Origin of the sequence: Brachybacterium sp. Z12 (genome assembly GCF_014400405.1) — a bacterium.
Taxonomy (GTDB): Bacteria; Actinomycetota; Actinomycetes; order Actinomycetales; family Dermabacteraceae; genus Brachybacterium.
In genome coordinates, this window is the sequence record NZ_CP060496.1 from 2313997 (window position 1) to 2338915 (window position 24919).

The following is a 24919-nucleotide window of genomic DNA, read 5'->3' on the forward strand; positions in this document are numbered from 1 at the left end:
GAGTATCCGCCTGGGCTCGTTCACAGTATCGGAGCTGAAGGGGTGGGAGGCGGCTCGTCCTCGGCGCGCCTAGAGGTGTGGATTCCCTCACGCGCTCCCGCCGTGCTGAGGCTCTGCTCGACGAAGCGGCGGTACCCGATCCGTCGGGCCCAGCCCGGGACGAAGCGGTAGGTCGCCCGCAGTGCGAGGTTCCGGAGGAACCCGCCAGGACTGGTGACCCGGTCGCTCAGCATCCTGCGCTGCAGCTGGAGGTCGCTCGCGAACAGCTTCCATCCGCCGCGACGGGCGAAGAGCTGCTCATCGACCCGGTAGTCGACAAGGACCTCGGGCAGGTTCCCCATCCGGGCTCCGCCGAGCATCATGCGCTCCCACAGCCAGTAGTCCTCGAGCAGGGCGAGGTCCCGGTAGCCGCCGACGGCCAGTGCCACCGAGCGCCGCAGCACCACCGTGGGGTGGTGGAAGGGGCTGTGGTGCGGCAGATAACGGGCGATCTCCTCGTGGTGCAGCGGCCGGGTGCGCAGCGGTCCCGTGCCGGGGGCGATGCGATCGCTGAACTCGCGCATTCCGCTGCCGAGCAGGTCCAGCCCGTCCTCGTCCATGCGCGGGATCTGCAGGGCGAAGCGCTCGGGCCGGCAGATGTCGTCGGCGTCCGCCCGTGCGATCAGATCGTGGGGGCTGGTCTCCAGCCCGTCCTGGAGGGCGGCGGCGACACCGCGGTGGGCATCGTGGCGCAGGACCGTCGCGGGGCCGAACTCCCCGGCGGCCACGCGCTCGACGACCGCTTCGAGGGGATCCGGGAGCGGCCCGTCCACGGTGAGGATCAGCAGGTCCGGGCGCAGCTGCTGGTCCAGGGTCGCCGAGGTCAGCGCGAGTTCCAACCGCTCGGGCAGGTCCCGCCCCCACAGCGGCATCAGCACGGCGAACGCGCCGGGTCGCCCCATGTCGGGGCTGCGGGCCGAAGCTGTCACCGGCCCGCCGCCCTCTCGATCGCGCGGACGTCCGCTGCGACCTCGCCGTCGGCCTGGAGCACTGTCGGGGAGGGACGCGGACCGCGGCGCAGGGCAGAGAGCATTCCGTGCATCCCCACCCCGAACAGGTCGCCGCGATGACGCGCCAGGAGGCGCAGCCAGCCCAGAGCTGTCGCGCCGCCGTGCAGGACGCGCTCCATCGGGGTGAAGGAGGAGGTGCGCAGCAGCGCCCAGAGCCGGTTGCGCACGTCGTAGTAGAACCGGGAGCCCGGGTTGGACTGGGCGTTGCCGAACTGAGCGGTGCGATGCTCGACCACGGATCCGGGCACATGGAGCCCGCGGCCCTCGCGCAGCAGCCGCCCGGTGTGCTCGAAGTCGTCGGACCAGATGAAGTAGTCCGCGTACGGCAGGCCCAGCCTGCGCACGTCCTGCGCGTTCAGCAGTGCAGAGACGTAGCTGGCGGTGCGGATGGGGCGTCCCCGGCGCGCGCTGCATCGCGCTTCTCCTGCGCGCTCGCTCCCCGGCGGGTGCGCTGAGTGTTCATGGGATGGTCCCGGCCATCGGTCCAGACCGCGCGCGAGCTGAGCACGCTGAGGCGCACCGGAGAGGCCTCGAGAGCGCCAATCAGTGCGCTCAGGGCGCCGGGGCGGGGGATGGTGTCATCGTCCATCACCCATACCCAGTCCGCGTCGTGGCGCACGATCGCACGGGCGATCCCTGCGGCGAAGCCCCCTGCGCCACCGACATTGCGACGCAGATGCACCACATCGGCCCCGAGGGGGTGCTCGTCGGCAACGGTCCCGCTCGCATCGGTGGAGGAGTTGTCGATGATGACCACCGCGTCGGGGCGCCGCTCCTGGGCCGCGAGCGCGTCCAGGCAGTCCTGGAGCAGCTTCTCGCGGTTGTAGGTCACGACGACGGCGACGACTCGCGCCGAGGTCGCGTCGGGATGAGCGGTGCTCTCCTGCGGCGTCGGGCCGCCGGCGGATGCGGAATGATTCACTGCGTCTCCTGCTGCTGGTCCGTGCCGCCGAGGCGGCGCCTGCCCAAGTGTACGGAGCGAGGGGCGACGGGTCCCGCCGCCATCATGACCACCGTGTGAAGGTTCTCGGGAGGTTCCCGGAATTCGCGGCGACCCGCCGCATCGCGTCAGCATGAGCCGGCCGGGACGGCTACTCTGACGATCGCCGCATGCGCCGCGGGCACCCAGCCTCACGTCCTGCATGCTCCCGCCCAGGTACGCACGGCCCCGCCGGAAGGAGACCGCTGTGAGCGACCAGCCGCCGCCACGCTCCCCGCGCCCAGGAGGGCCTCGCCGTCCGCGCGGGCATCGCGCTCGCTCCGGCGGGAGCGCCCGTCCGCTCCCGAGGCCGGGGCATCGCCCGGGCGCGTCGCCCTCCGCGGGTCCGACGCCCACGCGTCCGCTGCCGCGGACGGAGAGCCCGATCCGGCCCGCAGGGCAGGCCGCACCCGGCCCCTATGGGGAGGGAGCGCCCGCTCACGCGCAGCGGCCGCCCGCCCACAGCGGCGACGGATGGGACGGGCCGCCACCGGCAGGCGCACCGCTCCCCCGCACCTCCAGGCGCCGCCACCTCGTCCCCCGCCCGCTGCGCCTCGGCGCGACGCTGATGGTGCTCGTGCTGGTGCTCGTGCTCGGCTGGGGCGCCGGGCTGGCGCTGTGGTCCGACAGCCGCATCGAGCACGTCGACGCGCTCTCCGGGGCGCAGAACACTCCCGGGACCACCTATCTCATCGCCGGCTCGGACCGTCGCGAGGGAGAGGCAGTGAAGACCGACGGCACCGAGGGGGCCCGCACCGACACGATCATGCTCCTGCACAAGGCGCCGGGCGGGAACAGCTACCTGGTCTCCCTGCCTCGGGACCTCCTGGTCGACGTCCCCGGCCAGGGCGGCTACAAGCTCAACGCCGCGTACGCCTTTGGCGGGGCGTCGTTGCTGGTCGAGACCGTCGAGCAGTTCACCGGACTGACCGTGGACCACTACGTGGAGATCGGATTCGACGGCGTGGCGCAGGTGGTCGACGCCGTGGGCCACGTGAACCTCTGCATCGATCAGGACGTCGACGACAAACGCTCCGGCCTGGTCATGACCGAGGGGTGCCATGACGTCGGCGGGGAGCAGGCGCTGGCCTTCGTCCGCGCCCGGTACTTCGACCCCACAGCGGACATCGGCCGTCAGCAGCGTCAGCAGCAGTTCATCGGAGCGCTGATGGACCGCGTCACCTCGCCGGGCGTCCTGCTCAACCCGGTGGGCCAGGTCCGCATGGCGGGCGCCGGCTCCGGAGCGCTGACCACGAGCGAGGGCACCGGGATCATCGACGTGGGCCGGATGGCGCTGACCGCCCGCGGCGCCATGAACTCCGGCGGGACGCTCAGCATCCCGGTGGAGAACCCGGAATACCAGACCGAGCACTCCGGCGTCGCGATCCTCACCGATGACGCCGAGATCGATGCCTTCTTCACTGCGGTCGCAGACGGCTCCGCAGAGCTCGCCGCCCAGGAGTAGCAGGTCCCGGGCCGCCCGCTCAGCCCTCGCGGTGGTTGCGGCTCAGCGGAAGAGCATGTCGATGACGATGTTGACCGAGTTCAGCATCGGCTGCCCCTTGGAGCGGGAGTAGTCGGTGTAGATGATGTGGACCGGGTGCTCGGCGACGGTGAACTCGTGCCGACCGATCTCCTCGATGATCTCGGAGGCGTGTGCCATCCGGTTCTGCTCGATGGCGAGCTTCTCGCAGGCCTCTCGACCCAGCACCCGCAGGCCGTTGTGGGCGTCGGTGAGCTTCACCCCGGAGGTGAGGTTCGTGTACAGCACCGCGCCGCGCAGCAGCATCCGCTTGAGCAGACCGGGCTTGGTGCGGCCGTCGAGGAAGCGGGATCCCAGCACGATGTCCACGCCCTCGGCGTCCCGCTGCGCGATCATGGCCGCGGCGTCGTCGACCTGGTGCTGACCGTCCGAGTCGAAGGTCACGATCTGCCGCATGGCCGGGTCCCGCAGGGCGTAGTCGATGCCCGTCTTCAGCGCGGCGCCCTGCCCCATGTTGTAGGGGTGCCGGACCACCAGCGCACCGGCCTCCTCGGCGATCTTCGCCGAATCGTCGAGGCTGCCGTCATCCACGCAGACCACGAGCGGATACCGGGTGCGCAGGTCACGGATGACATCGCCCACGACCTGGCCCTCGTTGAAGAGCGGGACCACGAACCAGGTGGTGTCGGCTCCCGGGGAGATGGGTGCGGCATGCTCCTCGGGCGCAGGATCGGACGTGCTCAAAGGTTCTCCTTCTGAGGTGCCGGACGGAGGTGAGAACACCGACGGCGCGATGGCGCGGGATGCAGGTTCCGGAACGGCCGATGAGGATACCCTGTCACGGTGGGCCGCCCCTGGTGGTCATCGACGCGCAAGCGGCACCGAGAGGTGCCCCACGAGGAGGAACCGAGTTGAAGACTGCTGTTGTCGCTCTGGGGAAGATCGGGCTGCCGCTCGCGGTGCAGTTCGCTGATGCCGGTCACGAGGTGGTCGGGGTCGATGTGAATCCCCGCCAGGTCGAGCTGATCAATGCCGCGACCGAGCCGTTCCCGGGTGAGGCGCATCTGCAGGAGAAGCTCTCCGAGCTGGTCCCCGCCGGAAAGCTGCGCGCGACCACGGACTACGCCGAGGCGATCCCCGGCGCGGACGCGGTCGTGATCGTGGTGCCGCTGTTCGTGAACGATGCGACCTGGGAGCCGGACTTCGCGTGGATGGACGCCGCGACGAGGTCCCTGGCCGAGCACCTCACCCCCGGCACCCTCGTCTCCTACGAGACGACTCTGCCGGTGGGGACGCTGCGCACGCGTTTCGTGCCGATGATCGAGGAGATCTCGGGGCTGAAGGAATCCGTCGACTTCTTCGCCGTGTTCTCTCCCGAGCGGGTCCTGACCGGGCGTGTGTTCGAGGATCTGCGGAAGTACCCCAAGCTGATCGGTGCGATCAGCGAGGCCGGCACGCAGCGGGCCCGCGAGTTCTACGAGTCCGCGCTCCAGTTCGATGAGCGCCCGGACCTGAACAAGCCCAACGGCGTGTGGGATCTCGGCTCCCCGAAGCCAGCGAGCTGGCGAAGCTCGCCGAGACCACCTACCGCGATGTGAACATCGGGCTCGCCAACGAGTTCGCGCTGTTCGCGCAGGACAACGGCATCGACGTGTACAAGGTGATCGAGGCGTCGAACTCGCAGCCCTACTCCCACATCCACCAGCCCGGCATCGCCGTAGGCGGTCACTGCATCCCGGTCTACCCGCGGCTGTACCTGTCCACCGATCAGCACGCCGAGACGGTCCGCACCGCCCGCACGCTGAACGCATCGGTCCCGGCGAAGCTCGTGGACCGGGCCGCGAACCTGCTCGGCTCGCTCACGGGGATGAAGGCCGTGGTGCTCGGAGCCTCGTACCGCACCGGGGTGAAGGAGACCGCATTCTCCGGCGTGTTCCCCGTCGTCGAGGCGCTGCGTGAACACGGCGCGGAGGTCGCGGTCCATGACACCTACTACGACGATGAGGAGATCGCCGGCTTCGGCTGGGCGCCCTACCACCTCGGTGACGCGGCGGATCTCGTGATCGTCCAGACCAACCACCCCGAATACGCGCAGCTCGACAGCACCGACGTGCCCGGCGTGAAGCTGATCGTGGACGGCCGCAACATCACCACCGCCGAGAACTGGGCCGGCACTCCCCGCCTCGTCCTCGGCGACGGCTCCGCCTCCACCCACCAGTCCGCCGGCGAGGCCTGACCGATGGGTGAGCATGAGCTGATCCTCAGCCTGGGCCCGACCCTGGTCGGGAACCGCACCTTCATCATCCAGCTGCTGCTGGTGGTGGGGATCGTGGTGATCGTCGGCTGGCTGTTCATGAAGCGGGGTGCCAAGCAGCTCGCGGTGCGCCGTCTGCTCATCATCGCCTTCGCGGTCTTCGCCGTCTTCACCGTGCTGTTCCCCGGTGCGCTGAGCCGGGTGGCGAACCTGGTCGGCGTGGGGCGCGGCGCTGATCTGCTGCTGTACGCGACGGTGCTGGTGCTGCTGGGATTCCTCGCGCTCCAGGAGGCCCGGACGAAGGCCGCGGAGAAGCGCACGACCTACCTCGCCCGGCGCCTGGCGATCGACGAGGCGCAGCCGCCCGCCCAGTACCGTGCCGAGGCGCTGCCCCCGCGCGACAGGTGACTGCGCTGATCTCCCTGCTGCTGACCATCCTCGTCGTCCTCGCCGCGGCGTACCTCCCCGGGTACGCCGCGGTGAGGGCTCGGGGCTCCCCCTTGCTCTCCCTCGCTCTCGCGCCGGCGCTGGCGGCGGCGATCGCCGGGATCGCCGCCGTAGCGGCATCGGCCCTCGGATGGTCCTGGTCGATGCTGCCTTTCCTGGTCGGCGCGATCCTCATGGTCGGGGCCGCCCACGGCCTTAGCCGGCTCGGCGTCCGTCTGCCCTCGACGGCTCTCGACGGTGCGCTGTCCCCGCGGCGCGCCATGCCGGGGGTCCCCTGTGGATCGCCGGCGCGGTCGCGGTCTCGCTCGTGCCGATCGCCGTGCAGGCCGGGCGTCCCGATGCGGTCCTTGAACGGTGGGACACCCTCTATCACCTCTCGGCCCTGCAACGGATACGTGAGACCGGGGACGCTTCCAGCCTGCACGTTGGCTCCGTCTCGAACTCCGTCGGCGACCCCTCCTTCTATCCGGCGGCCTTCCACGCTCTCGCGACGACGGTCCCCGGGGTCTCTCCTGCCGTGTTGCTGAACGGCACGGTGCTGGCCCTGGCCGTGATGCCGTGGATCCTCGGCATCGCCCTGCTGGCCCGGGCTCTGTTCCCTGCCATCGGATGGGCACCGTGCGCGGCCGCCATCGTCGCGGCACTGAGCCCCGCCAGCCCGGTGAATCTCTGGATCCACCTCTCCCCCATCCCGAACCTGTCCGGGTTCGCCGCCCTACCGGGCGTCATCGCCGCGGCCGCAGCCCTCTGGGGGTCTCTCCTTCCCCGGACTGCTCTGCAGCCCTCGCTGGCGACGCTCTCCGTACTCGGGGCAGCTGGAGTAGGGCTGGGTCTCATGCACCCTAATGTCGCTGTCACCGCACTGATCCTGCTCGCCGTGCTCACGGCGGTGACTGGGGCGGGGTCCTGGCGAACGCGACCCCGGCTGCTCATCGTGCCCGCGCTCGCCCTGCTCCCCTGTACTTCTGCTCTCCTACACGCCGCTGGGCTCACAGGTCACCGGGTTCAGCGGCGGGCTCGAGGTCCGGTGGTGGCTGGCCCTCGGGGAGATCGGCCTGGGTCTGCTGACCGTGTGGCCCATGGCGCTCGGCGTCGTCCTGGCGGTGTTGTGGTGGCCCGGCCTCGTCACAGCCCTCCGCACCGCCCCGTGGCGCTGGCTCGGTGCTGCCTGGATCGTGGTCGCGGTGATCTATCTCGATGCGGCCCTCGACTCCCCACTGAACCTCTCGACCCTGTACTACCGCGGCCAGGATCGTGTCGCGATGCCGCTCGCGATGCTGTCCGCCGTGCTCGTTGTGCCCGGGCTACAGGTGTGGTCCGGGGTCCTCGTCCGCTGGGGGCTCGTAGAGCGGGGCCGGCGCACCGCTCGCGCAGTGGTGGTAGCCCTCGTGGCCGCGGGGGTCCTCGCCTCGCTCTCCTCCCTCCCGTCCCGTTCCGAGAACGCTGCCAAGAACCTCGCGGCCGAGTACCCGGGTCGCGGCAGGTTCCTCCAGGCCGGCGAGCGAGCACTGTTCGAGCAGCACGTGCCACAGATGGACTCGGAAGGCACCGTGCTGGCCAGCCCGTTCTCCGGTGCTGCGCATCTGTACGCGCTGTTCGGTCAGGACGTGCGGCTGACGGTGGGCGGGATGACCTACACGGGTCTGGACCGCGACCTGATCTACGCGACCGAGGATGCCGCGACGAATCCGCGATCCTGCCAGCTCCTGGAGAAGAACGGGGTCCGGTACATCTACCAGGAGCGGCGACCCTACAATCTCCACAAGACCTCCGATTCCGTGAACTTCGCCGGTCCTGGGCTGGGCATCGTCTTGTTCGAGACGGAACATTCGCGGATGATCCAGATCGAGTGCGATCCCGGGGACGGGAGCTACGACCCGGCCTGAAGTCCCCAGGAAGGTGCGCATCGACGTCCTCACCGGTCGCCTCGATCTGCGGTCGCCGGCCGGCCTCTCGCAGCGGGCGCCATGCGCCGCATCCGATCCTATGAACCATCCTGAGCAGGGCCGGGGTCTCGCGCCGCTCGAGACCGATGCCTCTCCCCTGCTTCCCCTAGAACGACGATCGGTGCACCACGTGGCCCCTGAGCAATCCCCTCACCGCCGGCGCCAGCCCGCGATCCGACGTCGCAATGCGCTGCGCGGGATGGCTGCTCTCGGAGCACTCGGAGCCACGGGTGGCGCAGTCGCCGGCTTCGCGCTGGGCCGCTCCTGGCCGCTGGGCCCGAACTGGGTCACCCACGACTTCGACGTCGACCTGGGTCTCGCCTCGCCGTATGTCATCAGCTACGAGGGGCCCTATGAGCCCGAGAAGCAGGTCGATGATGACGGGGTGGTCATCACGGAGTACGCCGGGCAGCGGGTCTACCACCCCGTCAACGCCAGTTGGTACCTCTTCCCGCAGCTGCACAGCTATGAGATCGACGGGTCCTCGTCGGCTCGACTCCGTCCTCGCCACGACCCGGTACCTGCTGCACGGCGCCGAGAGGCACTCCCTCCCCGAGTCCGTGGACGACGAGGAACCGGGGGCCGAATCCCTGTGGTTCCCGTACCACTTCGAGCATTCCCCGGAGGGAACGGCGTCCCGTGGTACTCGGGCATGGCGCAGGGCATGATGCTCTCCCACATGGTGCGGATGCACGAGGTCACGGGCGAGGGCACCTGGCTGGAGACCGCCCATCTCATCTTCAACTCGTTCCGCCACTACCGCGATCAGGAGGCCGAGAACTCAGCTCCCTGGTTCGTGAGCTTCCACGACGAGGGCGACCGGCGCTTCACCACCTTTGAGGAGTACCCCTCGTCGGACCCGGGGCAGACGAGCCATGTCGCCAACGGCAACATCTACGCCATCTGGGGCGTCTACGACTACCTTCGGGCGACCGAAGATCGCTACGCCCGCACGTTGCTCTCGCGCGCCCTCGCGACGCTCCAGGAGAGTTTCGACTCCTACCGGGTCGCCGGCCAGCCGTCGTTGTACGGGATGACTCCCTGGAGCTACACGACCTGGTCGAACCCCGACGGGTATCACCGTGGCGTGACGACCCAGCTGCGCCGGACCGCAGCGCTGTCGCAGAGCGCGACCTTCGAGGAGCAGGCGGACATCCTCGAGGCCGATATCGAGGCCTTCGACCAGCACCGTGCCCAGGAGGCTCAGCAGGCTGAGGATCTCCAAGAGTCCTGAGTCCGCTCGCGGGCCTCAGTCCCGGCGGGCGGCACGCTCTGCGAGGCTCGCCAGCACCTGCTGGGCGCCCTTCGTCGCGCAGCCCGCGAGCGAGGCGTTCTCGAGCGTCCAGCGCCGCAGGTGCTGCGGGTCCACGCCGCCGTCGCCCGCGAGCGCCTCACGCATCGCCTCGGCAACCTGCTCGGCGTCGTAATCGCAGGCCCAGCCCAGCGCGTTGTCCCGGATCCGGTCGTGAGCGGCGCCCTCCCCGGCGTGGATCACGGGGTGCCCGTCGCCGTGGCGGCATAGATCTTGGTGGGCAGGGCGAACTCGTAGCCCTGCCCTGGTGTGATCGAGGACAGCCCGGCGACGGCCCCCGCAGATGCGCGGCGACCTGCGCCGGGGGATCTTGTCGCGGAAGTCGATGCCCTCGATGCCTTCGGCCTGCACACGCGCCTCGAGCTCGTCGCGGCCAGAGCCCTCGGAGAAGAACAGCAGCCGCGCCTCGGGATGGGAGGCGCGGGTCCGGGCGAAGGCATCGAGGAACACGCCCGCGCCCTGCCATTCGGAGACCGTGCCCGCGTACACGAAGTAGGGGTCCTGCTCCCCGCCGGTCTCGCCCTGGTCGTGGAACGTCTCGGTGTCGATGCCGTTGCCGACCATCACCAGGCTGGAGCGGGAGCCGATGAGCTCCTCGAGCCGATGCTGGACCCCCGGGGAGATCGTCAGCACGCGCGCGGCCCGCTTCCACACCGTCTTCTCGGCCCAGCGCACGGCGGTGCGCACGATCGTGGGCACGCCGTCGACGCTGTCGGTCGCATCGGACCAGACGTCGGCCGCATAGAAGGTGTACGGGACCCGGCGGATCGCGGCGGCGACCATCCCAACAATGCCCGTGGTGGGCGGCGGCTCGAGCACGATCGCGTCCAGCGGGCGCTGCAACAGGAGGCGCAGCGCGAGCGGGAGGTCGAAGCTCATGTAGGAGACGTACCCGCGGACCTGGCCCTGGGAGTCCCGCTTGACCGGCCACCGGGAGACCCTGTGGGCTCGTGTGCGCACGCGCCCGGCCCCGGGCGCGGTGGTGGTCAGCACGGTGACCTCTGCGCCGGCCCGCTCGAGCGCGAGAACGAGCGCCTCCTGCCGGAACGCTGCCGCGACCGGCTCCGGCGTGTAAACGCGGGTAGCGACGACGACGTGCGGCGGCCGGGTGTAGCTGCTGCGCGAACGGGCCATCAGGCGCGGTCCCGCAGAGCGTCGATGCTGCGCTGGGAGGCCCTGCCGTCGCCATAGTGGGCGGGTCGGTCCGCCGTAGGGCGGGGGCGCGTCACGGAGGCGGTGAGATCGGCGGGATCGAGGATCAGTTGGTTCCAGTCGTTCTCGAGCGTCTCGACCCATTCGGTCTCGGTGCGCACGGTAGAGCAGGGTGTACCCAGGAGGTAGGACTCCTTCTGCAGACCGCCGGAGTCGGTGACGACCGCGGAGGCGTTCCGCACGGCGTTGACCAGGTCGGGGTAGGCGATGGGGGCGCCGACGTGGACGGCGCCGCCAGCCAGATCGATGCCGGCGTCCTTCGCTTTGGCGACCAGGCGGGGATGAGCGAACAGCGCAAGCGGGATCTCGAGCGCCTTGAGAGCGTCGATGATCGCGCGGAGCTTGTCGGGGTCGTCAGTGTTGTCGGCACGGTGGATGGTCGCGACGGCGAACTCGCCGAAGGGATCGATCCCCTCGGGAAGAGCGAGGGCGGTGCCCTCGACGGAGGCTGCGACGCGCAGGCAGACGTCGGTCATGACGTCTCCGGTGACCAGTGTTCGGTCCGCGAGCCCCTCGGCGGCGAGATGCCGGCGAGCCACCTCGGTAGGGGCCAGCAACAGATCCGCCGCGTGGTCGGTGATGACCCGGTTGTGCTCCTCGGGCATCCTGCGGTTGAAGGAGCGCAGGCCGGCCTCGAGATGGGCGACCTTCAGATGCATCTTCACCGCAGAGAGCGTGCCGGCGAGGGTGGAGTTGGTGTCCCCGTAGACGAGAGTCCAATCCGGCTGGTGCTCCTCGAGGACCTCGTCCATCCCGGCGAGCATGGCGCCGGTCTGGCGGCCGTGGGAGCTGGAGCCGATCGCGAGGTTCACGTCCGGTGCGGGGATCCGCAGATCGGCGAAGAAGACGTCGCTCATGGCGGCGTCGTAATGCTGTCCGGTATGGACGATGATGTGCTCGACGTCGTCACGCTGGGCGGCGGCATCGGTGATCGCGGCGAGCTTGACGAACTGCGGGCGGGCGCCCACGACGGACAGGATCTTCATAGGTGGATCTCCTCCTCCTGAGCCCGGCGATGCTCCGAGCGGTGCCGACCAGGACGGCGGTATGGTGAGCGTGCTCCACAATAGCCAACCGCCGACGTCGGACAGTGCATCATGAGACCCGACATCATCGGCGATAGGCGCGGCCCCGCGTCTGTGCCGGACGCGAGAACGGAATTTGCATGACGCCAGGCCAGAGCGCGATGGCCCCCGTGTCGCTGTACTCGTCTACAACGACGCCGCCAATGACTCCCGAGTGCTCAAGGAGTCCGCCTCCCTGCGCGACGACGGGTACGACGTGCGCATCATCGCGGTCGAACGACGCAAGCTCGATCGAGTGGCTGACGTCACACCCTCGGTGAGCGTCTCGCCTTGGAGCGGGTCCCCGAATTCGCGATCGAGCGGGTGTTGCCCAGCATCGCACCGGTGTGGCGCCGCCTCATCAACGACCCCGCGATCCCAGCGCCGGGCGATCCCGTCCCGGTGCCGCGCCCGACTCCCCGCCGCCCCCTCAGAGTGGTCCCTGCAGCGCGGTCAATCGCGCTGAGTGCATTGCGCAGCGTCGGCGAACGAGCCTTCCGTACCATCTCGTTGGGGACCTACTGGAAGAACGCGACGACCGCCGGGGTCCGATTCAGCCCGGACATGATCCATGCCAACGATGCCAACACCCTCGTGCCCGCGCTCGCGATCCGGGCCCTGTCCCGGGGTTCCGTGGGCATCGTCTATGACTCACACGAGCTCTGGCGCCATCGCAACGTCCGATCAGGGCGGATCCTCGCCCCGTTCGCCGAGGTGCTGACCGAGTCCCTCGGGATTCGGCAGGTCGACGGCGTGATCACCGTGTCCCCCTCGATCGCCGAATGGCTCCAGCGCACCTACCGACTCGACGATGCCCCGACGCTCGTGCGCAACGTGCCGGTCGCCGATGCCCTCCCTGACCCCTCGACAGGCGTGCTGCGTGAACGCGCCGGCCTCACCGTCGCGGACAAGGTGATCGCCTACGGAGGCCGCATCACCACCGCGCGAGGCATCGAGGAAACCATCGCGGCGCTCCCCATCTCCCGCCGAATGTCCACTTCGTGCTGCTGGGCTACGGCGAGGCGGCCGCTCTCGACGGCGTGCGCGCCGAGGCTGCGCACCACGGGGTGGAGGATCGCGTCCATCTCGTGGGTGCGGTCGAGCCCGACGACGTCTCCCGGTCACTGGCGGACGGGGACGTGGCCGTCGTGCACGTCCGTCCAATCTGCCTGTCGTACCGCTTCGCCCTGCCCAACAAGCTCTTCGAGTCCATCCGCGCCGGGCTGCCGATCGCTGCGGCAGACCTTCCCGATATGCGCCAGGTCGTCGAGGAGCTCGGGGTCGGAGAGGTCTTCCAGGGCTCCCGGCCCGAGCACCTCGCCGCGGCCCTCGCCGCGATCCTCGCGGATCCCGAGGCCTATCGGGCCCGGGCCCGCGCCGTCGCCCCGGCGCTGACCTGGGAAAACGAGACCGAGAAGCTGCTCGAAATGTATCGGCGGGTCCTCCGTCGCCGGAAGGAACGCTGATGCGGGTCGCCGTCGTCACCACCTGGTTTCCCACCCTCGTCGCGGCATCGCGCGGCTCCTTCGTGGTGCGCGACGCCCTGGCGATCGCCCGTCACGCCGGGGTCCGGGTCATCCACTTGGTCCCCCGGCGGACGATGACGGCAGCAGACGGCTGACCCATGCGGGGCTGGACGTGCTGCGCATCCCGATGGATCCCCGTCGTCCCGATCAGGTCCTGCGAGCCGCCCGCGCCCTGGGGCAAGCGACTGCGGGAAGCGATCTGGTCCACTCGATGGCTTTCTCCTCGCTGCTGCCGCTGTCGATGCGCCGCCCGCGGCAGACCTGGATCCACACCGAGCACTGGTCCGCCCTGACCACGCCGGCGACACTGCCCGCGCCGGCGCGTCTCGCGCTGCCGCTGCTGTCCCGTCTGCTCGCACGCCCTGACCGGGTCACCGCCGTCTGCGACTTCCTCGCCCCGACCGATCCGTGCCGTCCGCGGATCCCGGCCGACCGCTGTCGTGCCCTGCATCGTCGAGCCCGGAGCCGTCGTATCACGGCGGGACCGTGGCGATGGCGCTGTGCGGATGGTCTCCACCGGCGGGCTCATCCCCCGCAAGGATCCGCTGCTGGCCGTCGAGGTCCTCGCCCAGCTCGTCGAGCGCGGCGTGGACGCCCACCTGGAATGGCTTGGCGAGGGGCCGCTGCGCGAGGAGACCCTCGGACGCGCCGCGGAGCTCGGCGTCGGCGAGCGGCTCACGCTGGCGGGCACGGTGGACGGGTCCGGTGTGAGTGCGGCGCTCGCCCGCGCCGACCTGTTCTTCGGCCCCACCCGGGCCGACAACTTCTTCGTCTCGGCCGCCGAGGCCATCGTGGCCGGGCGCCCCGTGGTGCTCGGCTCCACCGGCGGCCAGGGGGAGTATGTGCAGCCCCAGGTCGGCACACTGGTCGACGTCCAGGACGCCACCGCCTACGCCGACGCGATCCTCGAGGTCGACGCACGCACCCGCTTGCTGTCCGCGCAGGCCATCGCCGACACGATCGGCGACCGGTTCTCCACGGCCTCCGTCGGTCGCGGCTACGCCACCCAGTACGAGCTCGAGCGTCACCGGACGGCGGATGCCCGATGACGCGCGTCGAGGTCATCATCGCCTGTCATACGCCGCAGCGGCCCGTTGGCCGCGCCGTCGCCTCGATCCTCGAGGGGAACGGGGAGCATTCCTCCGTCGCGGTCGTCTGCCACAACCGGGACCCCGAGGAGATCGCCGCGGTCATCGCGCCGGAGCATCGTGAGCACGTGAGGTTCCTGGAACACCGCGACGAGCACCGCTCCGCCTCGGGGCCCTTCAACGCCGGGATGGCGAGCAGCACGGCGGAGTTCGTGGCGATCATGGGCTCGGATGACACCCTCGCGCCCGGTGCCGTGGAATCCTGGCTCGCCGTGCAGGAGCGCACAGGCGCGGACTTCGTGATCACCCGCCTGGCTCTCGGCGACGCCGGATCCGGCGTGCCCACCCCGGCGGCCCGCATGCATCGCGACGGCCTGGTGGACCTGGTCGCGGACCGTCTGAGCTACCGGTCCGCGCCGCTGGGGCTGATGCGCCGCGCCATGCTTCTGCGCACCGGGGCGCAGCTCGTCGAGGGCGCGACCATCGGCGGCGACGTGGGGATGGTCACCCAGCTGATGGCCACCTGCCCCACCGCCTACGACCGCTGCGGCCCGCCGTACGTGATCGGTGAGGATGCCGGGGACCGCGTCACCTACGTGGTGCGCCCGATGCGCGAGCAGCTCGGGTTCTTCCCGGATCTGTTCGAGGCGGACTGGTATCGCCATCTGCCCGTCGCGGCTCGGCGCGCCATCGGGGTCAAGGTGCTGCGCATCCATGTCTTCGGCGCCGTCTTCTACCGCGATGACGTCACGATCTGGACCCGCGAGGAGCGCTTCGCACTCGCGGAGATCACCGCTCGGGTGATCACCGGTGCCCCGGCGGCTGCCTCGCGCCGCTATCCCGTGCCGACCGGGACCTGGTCGATGCCTGTCTCGACCCATCCGTCAACGCCGCGGTCCTGGTGCAGGCTGCCTTGGCGCGGCGCCGTCACGGCCGGCCCGCGACCCTGCTGCCCCGCTCGCTCGGCCACCTGCTGGACCGTGAGGCGCCCCTGCGCTTCATGGCGTCGTCCCTCGCGGTGCGGCACCTGCCCCGGCTGCACAGCGGGCAGCGGGGCTGATCCCGCGCAGGGCGTCGCCCGGCGGATGCCAGGGCTCAGTCCATCGCGGCGAGGCGGGCGATGGCCCGGCTCCAGCCGCTCACCTGATGCTCCGAGGAGAGCTCCTGGGCGGCCGCATCGGAGGCCTGCTTCCAGCGGTCCACATCCTGCGGGGTCATCGAGGTCAGAGCCGTGCGCAGCGCCTCGGCGTCCGCTCCGGCGAGCACCTCCCCGATCCCGTGCCCGCGCACCAGCTCGGCCATGTCCGGTGATGGTCCCACCAGCACGGCGGTGCGGGCCTGCACCGCTTCGAAGAGCTTGTTGGGCAGGCTGTGCTCGAGGTTGAAGGTGGTGGCGGGGAAGACCACGATCGAGACGTCGTACTCGGCGACCGTCTCCACCAGCTCCGTGTACGCCACGGGATCGCGGAAGCTCACGGCGGGGACGTCCGCCGCCCGCTGGCGCAGCGCTTCGATGTAGCCGGGCTCGCTGGGGACCAGCATGAGATCGAGCGTGAAGCCCTCCGGTGCCCCACGGAGCGCCTCGATCATCGATTCCAGGCGCCGGTTGGCCCGGGCCACCCCGGTGTGCAGGAGCCGGATCGTGCCCTGCGTCGGCCGCGGGCTGCGGTCCTCGTAGGCCGCCGCGTTCGTCACCACCTCGACGTCCACGCCGAAGCGGTCGTGGTACTCGGCGGCCAGCCCCGGCGACACCGTCGTGATCGAGGCGGCCCGGGGCAGGCAGGTGCGGCAGATCCATCGCTGGTACGGCGCGATGAACCAGCGCCAGGTGCGCAAATGCTCCTTCTCACGGGGCGCGTACTCGTGGAGGTCCGCGTGGACGCCTCGTCGCGGCGCAAGCCACAGGGCCAGCGGCAGCGTGTTGACGTCGTTGGCCAGCACGATGTCCTTCGTCCCCACGAGGTCCGCCAGGGTCGCGCGCGCCGCCTTGACCGCGCTCATGTCCCAGTACGCCCAGCGGTGGCGGCCGGTGAGCAGATGCTTCTTGCTGCTGGGCCAGGCGCGGGTGTCCGAGGGCAACTCGATATGGGTGACGTCGGGGTGCGGCGAGGGTCCGAAGCCCGCCGTGGTGACGTCGTAATCCTGCGCGAACAGGGCGATCTGACGCTGCACCCGGGGGTCGCGCTCCAGGGTGGAGAAGCTGAAGATCAGCAGGGTGGTCATGCGTCCTCCTCGGTGGTCGCCTCGAGCCTGGCCCCTGCAGGGGCCTCGCGAGGAGACTCCGCACGGGCCAGGCCCGCCAGGGCGGCCTGCTCGGCGAAGGCCGGCACGGCGGCGACGACCTCGTCGAAGGAACCGGCGGCCATGACCTGCCCCTCGGACATGTAGAAGACGATGTCGCAGTACTGGATGGTGGCCAGGCGGTGCGCGATCGTGATCGTCGTGACGTCCTCGCCCAGGCCCCGGATCGCCTCCGTCACCGCGGCCTCCGTCTTGGTGTCCAGGGCGCTGGTCGCCTCGTCGAGCACGAGGACTGTGGGTTCGGCGTACATGCCGCGGGCGATGCCCATGCGCTGGCGCTGACCGCCCGAGAGGGTCATGCCGCGCTCGCCCAGCCGGCCCTGGATGCCGTCCGGCCGGCCCTCGATGACCTCGAGCATCTGGGCCCGGGAGAGTGCGCGGCGCACACGCTCCTCGTCGACCTCCTGCGGGTCCCAGGTCAGGGCGACGTTCTCGCCGACGGACACGTCGAACAGCGCGACCTCCTGGGGCACATAGCCGACCGAGGAACGCCACTGGCGCAGCACCGTGGTCATGTCGATGTCATCGATGAGAATGCGGCCGCCGCTGGGGGTGAGCAGCCCGAGCAGCAGATCCACCAGGGTGGACTTGCCGGCGCCGGAGGTCCCCACGAAGGCGACGGAGGACCCGGCCGGGATACGCAGGGAGACGGCGTCGACGGCCGGCTCCTCGCGGCCCGGGTAGGTGAAGGTGACGTCCTCCAGGACGATGTCGTGCAGGCCGCGGTCGAGGCTCCCGGTGTCGGGGCGTTCAGTGCGCTCGACCGCCTCCCGGGCGAACTCGATGTCGTCGATGATGTAGTCGGCGAAGGCGGCGTTGGTGAGAATCCGGTTCTGGGTGGACTGGAAACGGGTCAGCGAGGGGACCAGGCGGAATCCGGCCACGGCGAAGAGAGCCACGGAGGTCATCGCGGTCGCCGGGGCGTTGTCGGGCAGCCCGGACAGGTAGCCGACGCCGCCCACCACGACGAACCCGCCGACCATGCCGGCATCCAGGACGAAGCGGGGCATCTGGTTGTAGTACTGGGCGAAGGCGCGGGTGCGGGAGGCGCTGGAACGTCGCCCGGCGACGATTTCGGCGACCTCGACCTCGTTGCCCTTCAGCGTGAGCTCCTTGAGCGCGGCGAGCACCTCGCCCAGGAGGCTGACCACACGGATCGAGTTGTCACGGTTCGCGGCGCCGTTGCTGACCGCCCTCGGCGTGATCACACGGGAGAGGATCAGGGCGATCGCGCCGAGGTACGCGAAGGTCGCCAGGGCGATCTTCCAGTCCAGGATGAACAGGCCCACGCTGATCACAGAGATCGTCGCGAACTCCGCGACCACGGTCATCGACGGCATCAGCACGTTCGCGACCACGGCGGCGACGCCGGAATCGACCATGCGAATGATCTCCTGGGTCGACTTCGAGGTGCGGTCCACCCATGAAGCCGACATATAGGAGCGGAAGAGGGTCTGACCGATCGCTACCTCATGCTGCGCGAAGCGCTGGGTGGCGATCCTGATCGTCAACAGGTTCAGGAAGCTCTTGACGATGATCAGTCCCACGAAGGTGGCGACGAGGATCATCATCTCCTCGAAGGTCTCCAGGCGCCAGCCGACCACCGGGATCGTCACGGCCGTCCCCGGGCTCATGAGCGCCGGGATCACCAAGGCGATCGCGCCGAGCGCCACCACGTCCAGGAGTGCGAGGATGCTCATGACTGCGGCGAAGCCCATCAGGAATCGACGAGACTCCGGAGGCAGGACCGACAGGGTCCGTCGGACGATCCTGATCGTCTGCTTCACGTGGGTAACTCCTCAGAGGTCGGGGCCGTGCGGGAAGACTGGCCCGGTTCCGGACCGCGCGCTGTCAGCACGTCGAGTCCAGCTCGTACAGAGCGTACGGGCCCTCAGCCGCGACCTGGGTCAGCCGGGGCTCAGGAATGTCATGGACCCCACGCCAGCGCTCCGAGTCGCGGGGGTTGATCCGCTGTCCGGACTCCTCGGAGAGGTCGCGGTACAGGTGCGTGGCACCCACGGAGTCCAGCGCCCGGCACAGCTCCTCGGAGGCCTCCGGGGTGCCTGCCCGGTACGCGTAGTGGGCGACGAGGGTCTTCTCGCGCGTCAGCGGGCGCGACATCGTCGGGTAGACGGTCTCCACCCGGCCGAGGGACCAGTACAGGGTCGCCCCATCCAGCGGATCAGCGAGGACGACCGCGTCCGCGGGCAGTTCCGCCGCGGTGCGTTCGATGAAGGCGCGCTCGGCCGCAGGGACGTACGGCGTCAGCTGCACGCCGTAGGCGGTGTACGCGAGCGATCCCAGCAGGGGTAGCCGCGGCGGCGCCACGAGCGCGACCAGCACGGTCAGGACGAGCGCGCAGACGCCGAGCGCAGCGGGCAGGATCCGGCGACGCCGTGCACCGCTCTCGATCACCGTGAGGAGCCCCGGGCCATGAGCAGCACCAGCATGCACATCATCAGCGGGGCGATGCGCTCGCGGGCCCCGTACCAGGGGTTCACCAGGGCCACGGCGAGGGGATGGTCGATCTGGGTGGCGATCCCCAGCGCGACCGAGGCAATCGCCGCGAGGGCCGCAGTCTGCCCCAGCACCTCGCGGTGGCGGAACGCCGCGACGGCGCCGATCCCCGCCAGCACCCAGATCGCGGCCATCGGCCACACCAGCGCCGGCACCGCGGGGATCCTCGGAGAGTCCAGCACGATCTGCCCGATCACCGAGGCCAGACCGTCAGCGCTGGGCTTCGTGAGGTGCATCCCGCTCAACAGGACCCGCGAGAGCACGACGAACAGAAGCGCGGCGGTGACCGCGGCACCGATCTCGAGCCCTCCCCGCAGACGGCGGCCGCTGCGCATCTGGTCGACCCCGCCGACCAGAACCCGCAGCCCGGCCACGACCGCCACGGAGAACAGGACGGAGGGGTGCGCCAGAGCGGTCCCGAGGACGATCAGCACCAGACCGGCCGCCCGCCAGGGTCCGGGGGCCCCGTGGCGCCGCTCCATCAGCATCAGCACCGCCCCTATCGCCAGGGGCAGGCAGACCACGCCGAGCACGATCGGCCACAGCCCCATCACCAGCGCCATCGCCGCGGTGCTGAGGAACAGCGTGCTCGCGGCGGCGCTGAGCGCCACGAGCAACGGTGCGAACGGGGGGAGGGCCGCACGAGCGCGGCGACCATCGCCGCCACCGACGAGGGAACCGCGGCGAGCATCGCGAGCACCATCGCGTTGGCCGCCGTGATCACGTCAAAGGGCAGTATCGCCACCAATGTGTCGAACACGACGGGATAGAAGGTCGGCTCGCCGTAGATGTCCGTGAGCGCTGTCGTGAGGAAGGCATCTCCACGTTGACGGATAAAGGCGACCGCGGAGAGGTGGAAGAAGGAGTCGAAGCTCCCGTTCAGCGTCCCGATCCCGCCCATGCGCCGGGACGCAGAGGCCACCAGCACGGCTCCGCTCAGGAGCGATGCCGCGGTGACCAGGACGGAGTCACGTCGGGACCAGGCCAGCGGCACTACAGCAGCTGCGGCATCACCGGATGCCGAAGAGCTGCTTCCGTCGGCGTCGGTCGCCGTACTTCTCGTGGCGGGCCCGGGGGATGTCCGCAGAGCGGCCCGGGACGCCCCCGCACGGCGTACGGCGCCTGCTAGGACGAGCAGCAGGAGGACGCCGAAGAGGACGTTCAACAGACTCCAAGGGATGCCGAGCAGCCGGTAGAAGGCGCCGAGCGCCGCGCTCAGCAGCACGGTGACCACGGGGGCCCAGCCCCAGCGGACGCGGAGACGGGCACCGAGCATGCACAACATCAGATAGCCGGGGACGCCGAGCAGGACGACGGCGCACAGCACAGGAAGGATCGAGCTCATGCGAATATCACGCGCAGTCGTCGCGTAGGACTCGCTCGTACCCCTCGAGGACCACAGTGGGGTCGCGGTGCGCCAGGGCGAACTCACGCGCTGCGGCGGACTCCTCGCGGTACCGCTGCGGGTCTGCGAGCTCCAGAACACGGTGGACAGCGGCGTCGATATCCGGCACCACCCAGTCCGATCGATAGAGCGTGGCCGGCCCCCGTAGTCCGCCGTGTCCGGCCAGTCACGGATCACGGCCGGGCAACCTACAACGAGCGCCTCCATGAGGGATTCATGGGTTCCCTCGTGGCGGGACGAAGAGAGGATCACGCCCGATTCCGCCAGGAGTGCGGGCACGTCATCACGCACCCCCGTTTGCTCGACGGCCCCTGCCGGCAGCTGTCCCAGCTCAGCACGCACCCGCTGCTGGTAGGGCGTGTCCCGCGCGCTGTCCGCCGGCAGCTGCGGACCGACGAGCCTCAGGTGATAGCGCTCGTCATGCTCCCGCAACCGGGTCAGCACCTCGAGGCTGAACAGGACATCCTTGACCTCGCGGATCCACCCGATCTGCACCAGACGATGCTGATCGTGGGTGTCCCGTCCAACCTGGTCGACACCACGGGACAGGAGGTTCCCCACCTGGGACGAGGCCACGTCCTCATATCCGGGGACCATCGTGGTGAGCATTGTCCACACCGGTGGCGAGACGTAGAGCATCCGGTCGATCCGACGGTGGTCGTGCAGCAGTACGAACGGGGTGAACGCCTCAAACCGGTGGATCCTCGCGATCAGTCGGCGAGGCGCCCGGTCCAGCAGCGTCATCCAAGTCAGGACGTGGTGGCTCCATTCGACGAGGACGACGTCCGCCCAATCGAAGGCGTCCACGAGCTCGGGGGCGTGGGCATACGCCGTCCCGACGTCACGAGGTCATACCGGCCTCGGATGATCCGCTCGCGATCCGGGAACCCGCCGTCGGCGAGGCCGTCGACCTCGATCGTCCGCACCTCGTAGCGGCCGGTCCCATCCAGCGCCCCGATGAGCGGCCGAACGAACGTCCAGTTCTCCTGGGCCACGACCACCAGGCGCACAGGGTCCCCGTCGTCCCGGGGTCGAAGCTCCGGACGTCGCGGATCCGAACCCTCCGGGATCCCTCGTTCCAGTAGGAGGGAGCCCAGCGCGGACTCCCGCAGCGGGCTCAGAAAGCTCGACGGGTCCGCGGCCAGCGGCGAGCCCCCGTCTGATGGAGCGACGGATCGTAGCTGATGCGCAGGGCCTTGTCGTACCAGCGCAGCGCTGAGGCGACCTTCCCGCTCCGGAAGCGCCGGTCAGCGCGCCGCAGCAGGGCAGCGACGTCCTCACGCCATCCGGCGTAGCTAGGGTCCTCTGCGAGCCGGTGTTGAGCGGAAAAGTACACGCCCATCCCCCGACGGCGCCCGGTAGGAACCGCGCAGCCCGAGAGGCGGCCCGGACCGCACGGTCACGGAGCCCAGCAAGATCACTCACCTGGTGCGATCCCCTTCAGAGTCACGACCTGATTCTCGCGGGCGCTCTGCAGCACGGCTTCGACGGTGCGGACGGTGTGCAATCCCTCACGCATGGTGACGATGTTCGAGGAGTCCCCGTTCACCGCATCACGGAAGGCCTGGTGCTCGGTGGCCAGCGGCTCCTGGCGCTGCAGTGCGTAGGTGATCGAGTCACCCTCGCTGACACCGCGGAACGAGGCCATCGATTCCCACAGATTGGTCGCCGCATCAGCATTCGCGTGGAAGGTGAGGTCGGCGTTGAGGGTGTCGCCCACCAGCGCGCCCTTCTCCCCGGTGACCACGGTGACCCGCTCCTTGAACGGCGTCAGCCAGTTCACCAGGTGGTTGGTGATGGTGCCGTCCTCGAGCCGGCCCGCCACCGAGACCATGTCCTCGTCCTCGCGGCCGCTGCGGCGGGTCGAGGTCGCTGCGACGCTCGCGTACGGCGACTGCGCCACCCACGCCGTCAGATCCAGGTCATGGGTCGCGAGATCCTTCACGACCCCGACATCCGCGATCCGTGCCGGGAACCCGCCCTGGCGGCGGGTGACGATCTGGTAGATCTCCCCAGCTGTCCGTCGGCGATGCGCTTGCGCATCTCCTGCAGCGCGGGGTTGTACCGCTCGATGTAGCCGACCGCGCCGACCAGCCCGGCCTTCTCGTACGCGGCGGTGATCTCCTCGGCCTCGCCGATGTCGAAGGCGAGCGGCTTCTCGACCAGGGTGTGCACCCCGGCCTCCGCCAGCGCGATCGCCACATCCCGGTGGAACTGGGTGGGGACCGCGACCACCGCGTAGTCGATGCCCGCCGCGATCAGCGCCTCCACATCGGGCAGCACCTCAAGCCCCGGTGCCGCTCCGTGAGGGTCGCCGTGCGCGTCTGCGACCGCGACCAGGTCCACGCCCTCGAGCGCGCGGAGGTTGCGGGCATGGTGACGTCCCATCATGCCCAGACCGATCAGTCCGGCCCGCAGTGTCTTCTTCTTGCCCAGCATGCTCATGCCCCTGCCTTCGCCACCGTGTTCACGGCCGCCACGATGCGCTCGCGGTCCAGCTCCGTGATGCTCGGATGCACCGGCAGCGACAGCACCTCACGCGCCAGCATCTCCGTCACCGGCAGATCCACCTCGGTACGGAACGTCTCCAGGCGGTGCACCGGGGTCGGGTAGTACACCCCGCAGCCCACCTGATGCTCCTCCCGCAGCGCGGTCGCGAAGGCATCCCGCTCCGACGCCGTCGCGCCCTCGATCCGGACCGTGTACTGGTGATAGACGTGCGAGGCACCCTCACGCACCACCGGCGTCACCACACCCTGCAGATTCGCATCGAAGAACGCCGCGTTCTCCTGCCGCGTCGCCGTCCAGGCCGGGAGCTTGCCCAGCTGGACCCGGCCGATCGCGGCATGGATGTCGGTCATGCGGTTGTTGAAGCCGGCGACCTCGTTCGCGTACTGCTTCTCCATCCCCTGGTTCCGCAGCAGCCGCACCTGACGCGCCGTCTCGGCCGTGGCGCACGAGACCATGCCACCCTCGCCCGAGGTCATGTTCTTCGTCGGATACAGCGAATACATCGCCCCATCACCGAAGGTTCCCACCTGAGCGCCCTGCCACGTCGCACCATGCGCCTGCGCCGCGTCCTCGAACACCCACAGCCCGTGCTTCTTCGCAATCGCGAGCAGCTGATCCATCGGCGCCGGATGCCCGTACAGGTGCACCGGCTGGATCCCCACCGTCCGCTCCGTGATCGCAGCCTCGACCGCCGCGGGATCTACCGTGAACGTCTCGGGATCCACATCGACGAACACCGGGACACCGCCCGAGACCGCCACCGTGTTCGCGGTCGCCGCGAACGTGAACGACGGCACGATCACCTCATCACCCGGCTTCAGACCCAGCGCCAGCATCCCCAGATGCTGACCCGAGGTCCCCGAGTTCACGGCCACCACTTCACGGCCACCTGCCAGCGCCGCGGAGAACTCCTGCTCGAACGCCGCCACCTCCGGCCCCTGCGCCACCATGCCCGAGGCCAGCACGCGATCCACTGCGTCCCGCTCCTCCTGGCCGATGATCGGCTTGGCCGGGGGATCATCGTGAGTTCGCTGTTCATGCGGAAGGTCCATCCTGTCCATCGGGATCGGTGAGGGTGGCCGGGCGCGGTGCGTCGGCCAATGGTGAGGAGGCGAGCAGCAGTCCGCCGGTGGAGTCGTCGGGGATGTACCACTCACCGGTGAGGGGGCACACCCAGGAGTCGGTGCCGTCGGAGGCGGGGACGAGCTTCTCCCCGAGCGTCCCACCCAGCCCAAGCGCTTGGCTGGCACTCCGGCCACCAGAGCGTGCGGGGGGACGTCCTTGACCACGGTGGCGCCGGCGGCGACCATCGCCCAGGCCCCGATCGTGACCGGGGCGACACAGACGGCGCGGGCACCGATCGAGGCGCCGGTCTCGCAGGTCACGCCTACGGGCGCCCAGTCGGAAGCGGACTTCGGAGTGAGGTCGGGGTTGACCGCACGCGGGAAATGGTCGTTGGTGAACACAGCTGCTGGGCCGACGAAGACCCCGTCGGCGAGCTTCGCGGGCTCATACACCAGCGCGTAGTTCTGCACCTTGCAGCCGTTGCCCAGCTGCACGCCGGAGCCGATGTAGGCGCCACGTCCGATCACGCAATCGGTGCCGAGCCGTGCGCCTTCGCGCACCTGGGCGAGATGCCAGACGGAGCTGCCGTCACCGATGGTCGCGTCGTCCGAGATGTCGGCCCCCGGGGCGACCCGGTAGGCAGGGGTATTGCTCATGGAGCAGACGATACCGCGAGTGCCTGCCGCTGCTCGGGAGGAGCCGTCTGCGACCCCGCCCGATGGGAGATCGTGCACACGGTCCTCACCACCTGTTCATCATT

The 24919-nt window shown here is 69.9% G+C and carries 19 protein-coding genes and 7 pseudogenes; 12 read left to right on the top strand and 14 right to left on the bottom strand.

The window, feature by feature from the left end; genetic code table 11:
• Positions 1-20: 20 nt before the first annotated feature.
• The 3 genes from H3H54_RS12265 to H3H54_RS12275 are packed head-to-tail and all read right to left on the bottom strand — an operon-like array spanning position 21 to position 1971.
• Positions 21-941: a glycosyltransferase gene (locus tag H3H54_RS12265; protein ID WP_262424098.1), complete on the bottom strand. Its 921-nt coding sequence runs from the start codon at positions 939-941 to the stop codon at positions 21-23.
• A gap of 23 nt (positions 942-964) precedes the next feature.
• Positions 965-1393 carry a hypothetical protein gene (locus H3H54_RS12270; protein ID WP_262424099.1) on the bottom strand — a complete coding sequence of 143 codons (429 nt, stop codon included), beginning with the start codon at positions 1391-1393 and terminating at the stop codon, positions 965-967.
• An 11-nt stretch (positions 1394-1404) separates the two neighbouring features.
• Positions 1405-1971: a glycosyltransferase gene (locus H3H54_RS12275; protein ID WP_262424100.1), complete on the bottom strand. Its 567-nt coding sequence runs from the start codon at positions 1969-1971 to the stop codon at positions 1405-1407.
• 625 nt (positions 1972-2596) lie between these two features.
• On the opposite strand from H3H54_RS12275, the gene H3H54_RS12280 reads away from it, so the two are divergent.
• Complete coding sequence (locus H3H54_RS12280; RefSeq protein WP_262424101.1) at positions 2597-3493, top strand: LCP family protein; 897 nt, start codon at positions 2597-2599, stop codon at positions 3491-3493.
• A gap of 42 nt (positions 3494-3535) precedes the next feature.
• Here the strand turns inward: H3H54_RS12280 and H3H54_RS12285 are convergent, their stop codons facing one another.
• On the bottom strand, positions 3536-4255 hold the full coding sequence (locus H3H54_RS12285; protein ID WP_262424102.1) for a glycosyltransferase family 2 protein: 720 nt from the start codon (positions 4253-4255) through the stop codon (positions 3536-3538).
• Between the two features lie 167 nt (positions 4256-4422).
• Here H3H54_RS12285 and H3H54_RS12290 point away from each other — a divergent pair.
• From H3H54_RS12290 to H3H54_RS12305, 5 genes and pseudogenes are all read left to right on the top strand, one after another.
• Positions 4423-5747 (top strand): annotated as a pseudogene (locus H3H54_RS12290) (nucleotide sugar dehydrogenase).
• Between the two features lie 3 nt (positions 5748-5750).
• Positions 5751-6173 (top strand): DUF2304 domain-containing protein, encoded by a 423-nt coding sequence (locus H3H54_RS12295; protein WP_262424103.1) that lies wholly within the window; start codon positions 5751-5753, stop codon positions 6171-6173.
• A 71-nt stretch (positions 6174-6244) separates the two neighbouring features.
• Positions 6245-7131, top strand: a pseudogene (locus H3H54_RS19015) (DUF6541 family protein); the annotation flags it as partial.
• A gap of 115 nt (positions 7132-7246) precedes the next feature.
• Positions 7247-8098 carry a DUF6541 family protein gene (locus tag H3H54_RS12300; RefSeq protein ID WP_316249216.1) on the top strand — a complete coding sequence of 284 codons (852 nt, stop codon included), beginning with the start codon at positions 7247-7249 and terminating at the stop codon, positions 8096-8098.
• A gap of 259 nt (positions 8099-8357) precedes the next feature.
• Positions 8358-9392, top strand: a complete 1035-nt coding sequence (locus H3H54_RS12305) for a D-glucuronyl C5-epimerase family protein (RefSeq protein ID WP_262424105.1) — start codon at positions 8358-8360, stop codon at positions 9390-9392.
• A gap of 15 nt (positions 9393-9407) precedes the next feature.
• Here the strand turns inward: H3H54_RS12305 and H3H54_RS12310 are convergent, their stop codons facing one another.
• The gene (locus H3H54_RS12310; RefSeq protein WP_262424106.1) at positions 9408-10604 is read right to left on the bottom strand and encodes a glycosyltransferase; all 1197 of its coding nucleotides are present in this window, start codon (positions 10602-10604) and stop codon (positions 9408-9410) included.
• Positions 10604-11668, bottom strand: a complete 1065-nt coding sequence (gene wecB, locus H3H54_RS12315; protein ID WP_262424107.1) for a non-hydrolyzing UDP-N-acetylglucosamine 2-epimerase — start codon at positions 11666-11668, stop codon at positions 10604-10606. Before wecB ends, H3H54_RS12310 begins: the two co-directional genes overlap by 1 nt.
• A gap of 513 nt (positions 11669-12181) precedes the next feature.
• Here wecB and H3H54_RS19670 point away from each other — a divergent pair.
• The 6 genes and pseudogenes from H3H54_RS19670 to H3H54_RS12340 all read left to right on the top strand — a co-directional run.
• Positions 12182-12553: pseudogene (locus H3H54_RS19670) on the top strand (glycosyltransferase); the annotation flags it as partial.
• A 191-nt stretch (positions 12554-12744) separates the two neighbouring features.
• A pseudogene (locus H3H54_RS12320) lies at positions 12745-13212 on the top strand (glycosyltransferase); the annotation flags it as partial.
• The gene (locus H3H54_RS12325; RefSeq protein ID WP_262424108.1) at positions 13212-13367 is read left to right on the top strand and encodes a hypothetical protein; all 156 of its coding nucleotides are present in this window, start codon (positions 13212-13214) and stop codon (positions 13365-13367) included. The pseudogene H3H54_RS12320 and the gene H3H54_RS12325, both read left to right, overlap by 1 nt.
• Before the next feature lie 309 nt (positions 13368-13676).
• On the top strand, positions 13677-14321 hold the full coding sequence (locus tag H3H54_RS12330; protein ID WP_395963774.1) for a glycosyltransferase: 645 nt from the start codon (positions 13677-13679) through the stop codon (positions 14319-14321).
• Positions 14318-14737, top strand: a pseudogene (locus H3H54_RS19675) (glycosyltransferase); the annotation flags it as partial. The gene H3H54_RS12330 and the pseudogene H3H54_RS19675, both read left to right, overlap by 4 nt.
• A 524-nt stretch (positions 14738-15261) precedes the next feature.
• Complete coding sequence (locus H3H54_RS12340) at positions 15262-15420, top strand: hypothetical protein (RefSeq protein WP_262424111.1); 159 nt, start codon at positions 15262-15264, stop codon at positions 15418-15420.
• 35 nt (positions 15421-15455) lie between these two features.
• On the opposite strand, the gene H3H54_RS12345 is transcribed toward H3H54_RS12340, so the two are convergent.
• The 8 genes and pseudogenes from H3H54_RS12345 to H3H54_RS12380 all read right to left on the bottom strand — a co-directional run bounded on the left by H3H54_RS12345 (position 15456) and on the right by H3H54_RS12380 (position 24815).
• The gene (locus tag H3H54_RS12345; protein ID WP_262424112.1) at positions 15456-16583 is read right to left on the bottom strand and encodes a glycosyltransferase family 1 protein; all 1128 of its coding nucleotides are present in this window, start codon (positions 16581-16583) and stop codon (positions 15456-15458) included.
• Entirely contained in the window at positions 16580-18448 is a 1869-nt protein-coding gene (locus H3H54_RS12350; protein WP_262424113.1) for an ABC transporter ATP-binding protein, read from the bottom strand. Before H3H54_RS12350 ends, H3H54_RS12345 begins: the two co-directional genes overlap by 4 nt.
• 64 nt (positions 18449-18512) lie before the next feature.
• Positions 18513-19076, bottom strand: coding sequence for a DUF6541 family protein (locus tag H3H54_RS12355; protein ID WP_262424114.1), 564 nt, complete (start codon positions 19074-19076; stop codon positions 18513-18515).
• Complete coding sequence (locus H3H54_RS12360; protein WP_262424115.1) at positions 19073-19789, bottom strand: DUF6541 family protein; 717 nt, start codon at positions 19787-19789, stop codon at positions 19073-19075. Before H3H54_RS12360 ends, H3H54_RS12355 begins: the two co-directional genes overlap by 4 nt.
• On the bottom strand, positions 19729-21390 hold the full coding sequence (locus H3H54_RS12365; RefSeq protein WP_262424116.1) for a DUF6541 family protein: 1662 nt from the start codon (positions 21388-21390) through the stop codon (positions 19729-19731). The genes H3H54_RS12360 and H3H54_RS12365 overlap by 61 nt, the downstream gene beginning before the upstream one ends.
• Positions 21391-22000: 610 nt before the next feature.
• Positions 22001-23022 (bottom strand): annotated as a pseudogene (locus tag H3H54_RS12370) (Gfo/Idh/MocA family protein).
• Between the two features lie 2 nt (positions 23023-23024).
• Positions 23025-24146: a DegT/DnrJ/EryC1/StrS aminotransferase family protein gene (locus H3H54_RS12375; RefSeq protein ID WP_262424117.1), complete on the bottom strand. Its 1122-nt coding sequence runs from the start codon at positions 24144-24146 to the stop codon at positions 23025-23027.
• A pseudogene (locus H3H54_RS12380) lies at positions 24130-24815 on the bottom strand (acyltransferase). Before H3H54_RS12380 ends, H3H54_RS12375 begins: the two are co-directional and overlap by 17 nt.
• Positions 24816-24919 lie beyond the last annotated feature (104 nt).

Coding starts and splice junctions, on each gene's coding strand:
- H3H54_RS12375 (WP_262424117.1), bottom strand. CDS start 24,146: ATGGACCTTCCGCATGAACAGCGAACTCACGATGATCCCCCGGCCAAG.
- H3H54_RS12265 (WP_262424098.1), bottom strand. CDS start 941: ATGGGGCGACCCGGCGCGTTCGCCGTGCTGATGCCGCTGTGGGGGCGG.
- H3H54_RS12310 (WP_262424106.1), bottom strand. CDS start 10,604: ATGGCCCGTTCGCGCAGCAGCTACACCCGGCCGCCGCACGTCGTCGTC.
- H3H54_RS12295 (WP_262424103.1), top strand. CDS start 5,751: ATGGGTGAGCATGAGCTGATCCTCAGCCTGGGCCCGACCCTGGTCGGG.
- H3H54_RS12325 (WP_262424108.1), top strand. CDS start 13,212: ATGCGGGTCGCCGTCGTCACCACCTGGTTTCCCACCCTCGTCGCGGCA.
- H3H54_RS12280 (WP_262424101.1), top strand. CDS start 2,597: ATGGTGCTCGTGCTGGTGCTCGTGCTCGGCTGGGGCGCCGGGCTGGCG.
- wecB (WP_262424107.1), bottom strand. CDS start 11,668: ATGAAGATCCTGTCCGTCGTGGGCGCCCGCCCGCAGTTCGTCAAGCTC.
- H3H54_RS12305 (WP_262424105.1), top strand. CDS start 8,358: ATGGCTGCTCTCGGAGCACTCGGAGCCACGGGTGGCGCAGTCGCCGGC.
- H3H54_RS12345 (WP_262424112.1), bottom strand. CDS start 16,583: ATGACCACCCTGCTGATCTTCAGCTTCTCCACCCTGGAGCGCGACCCC.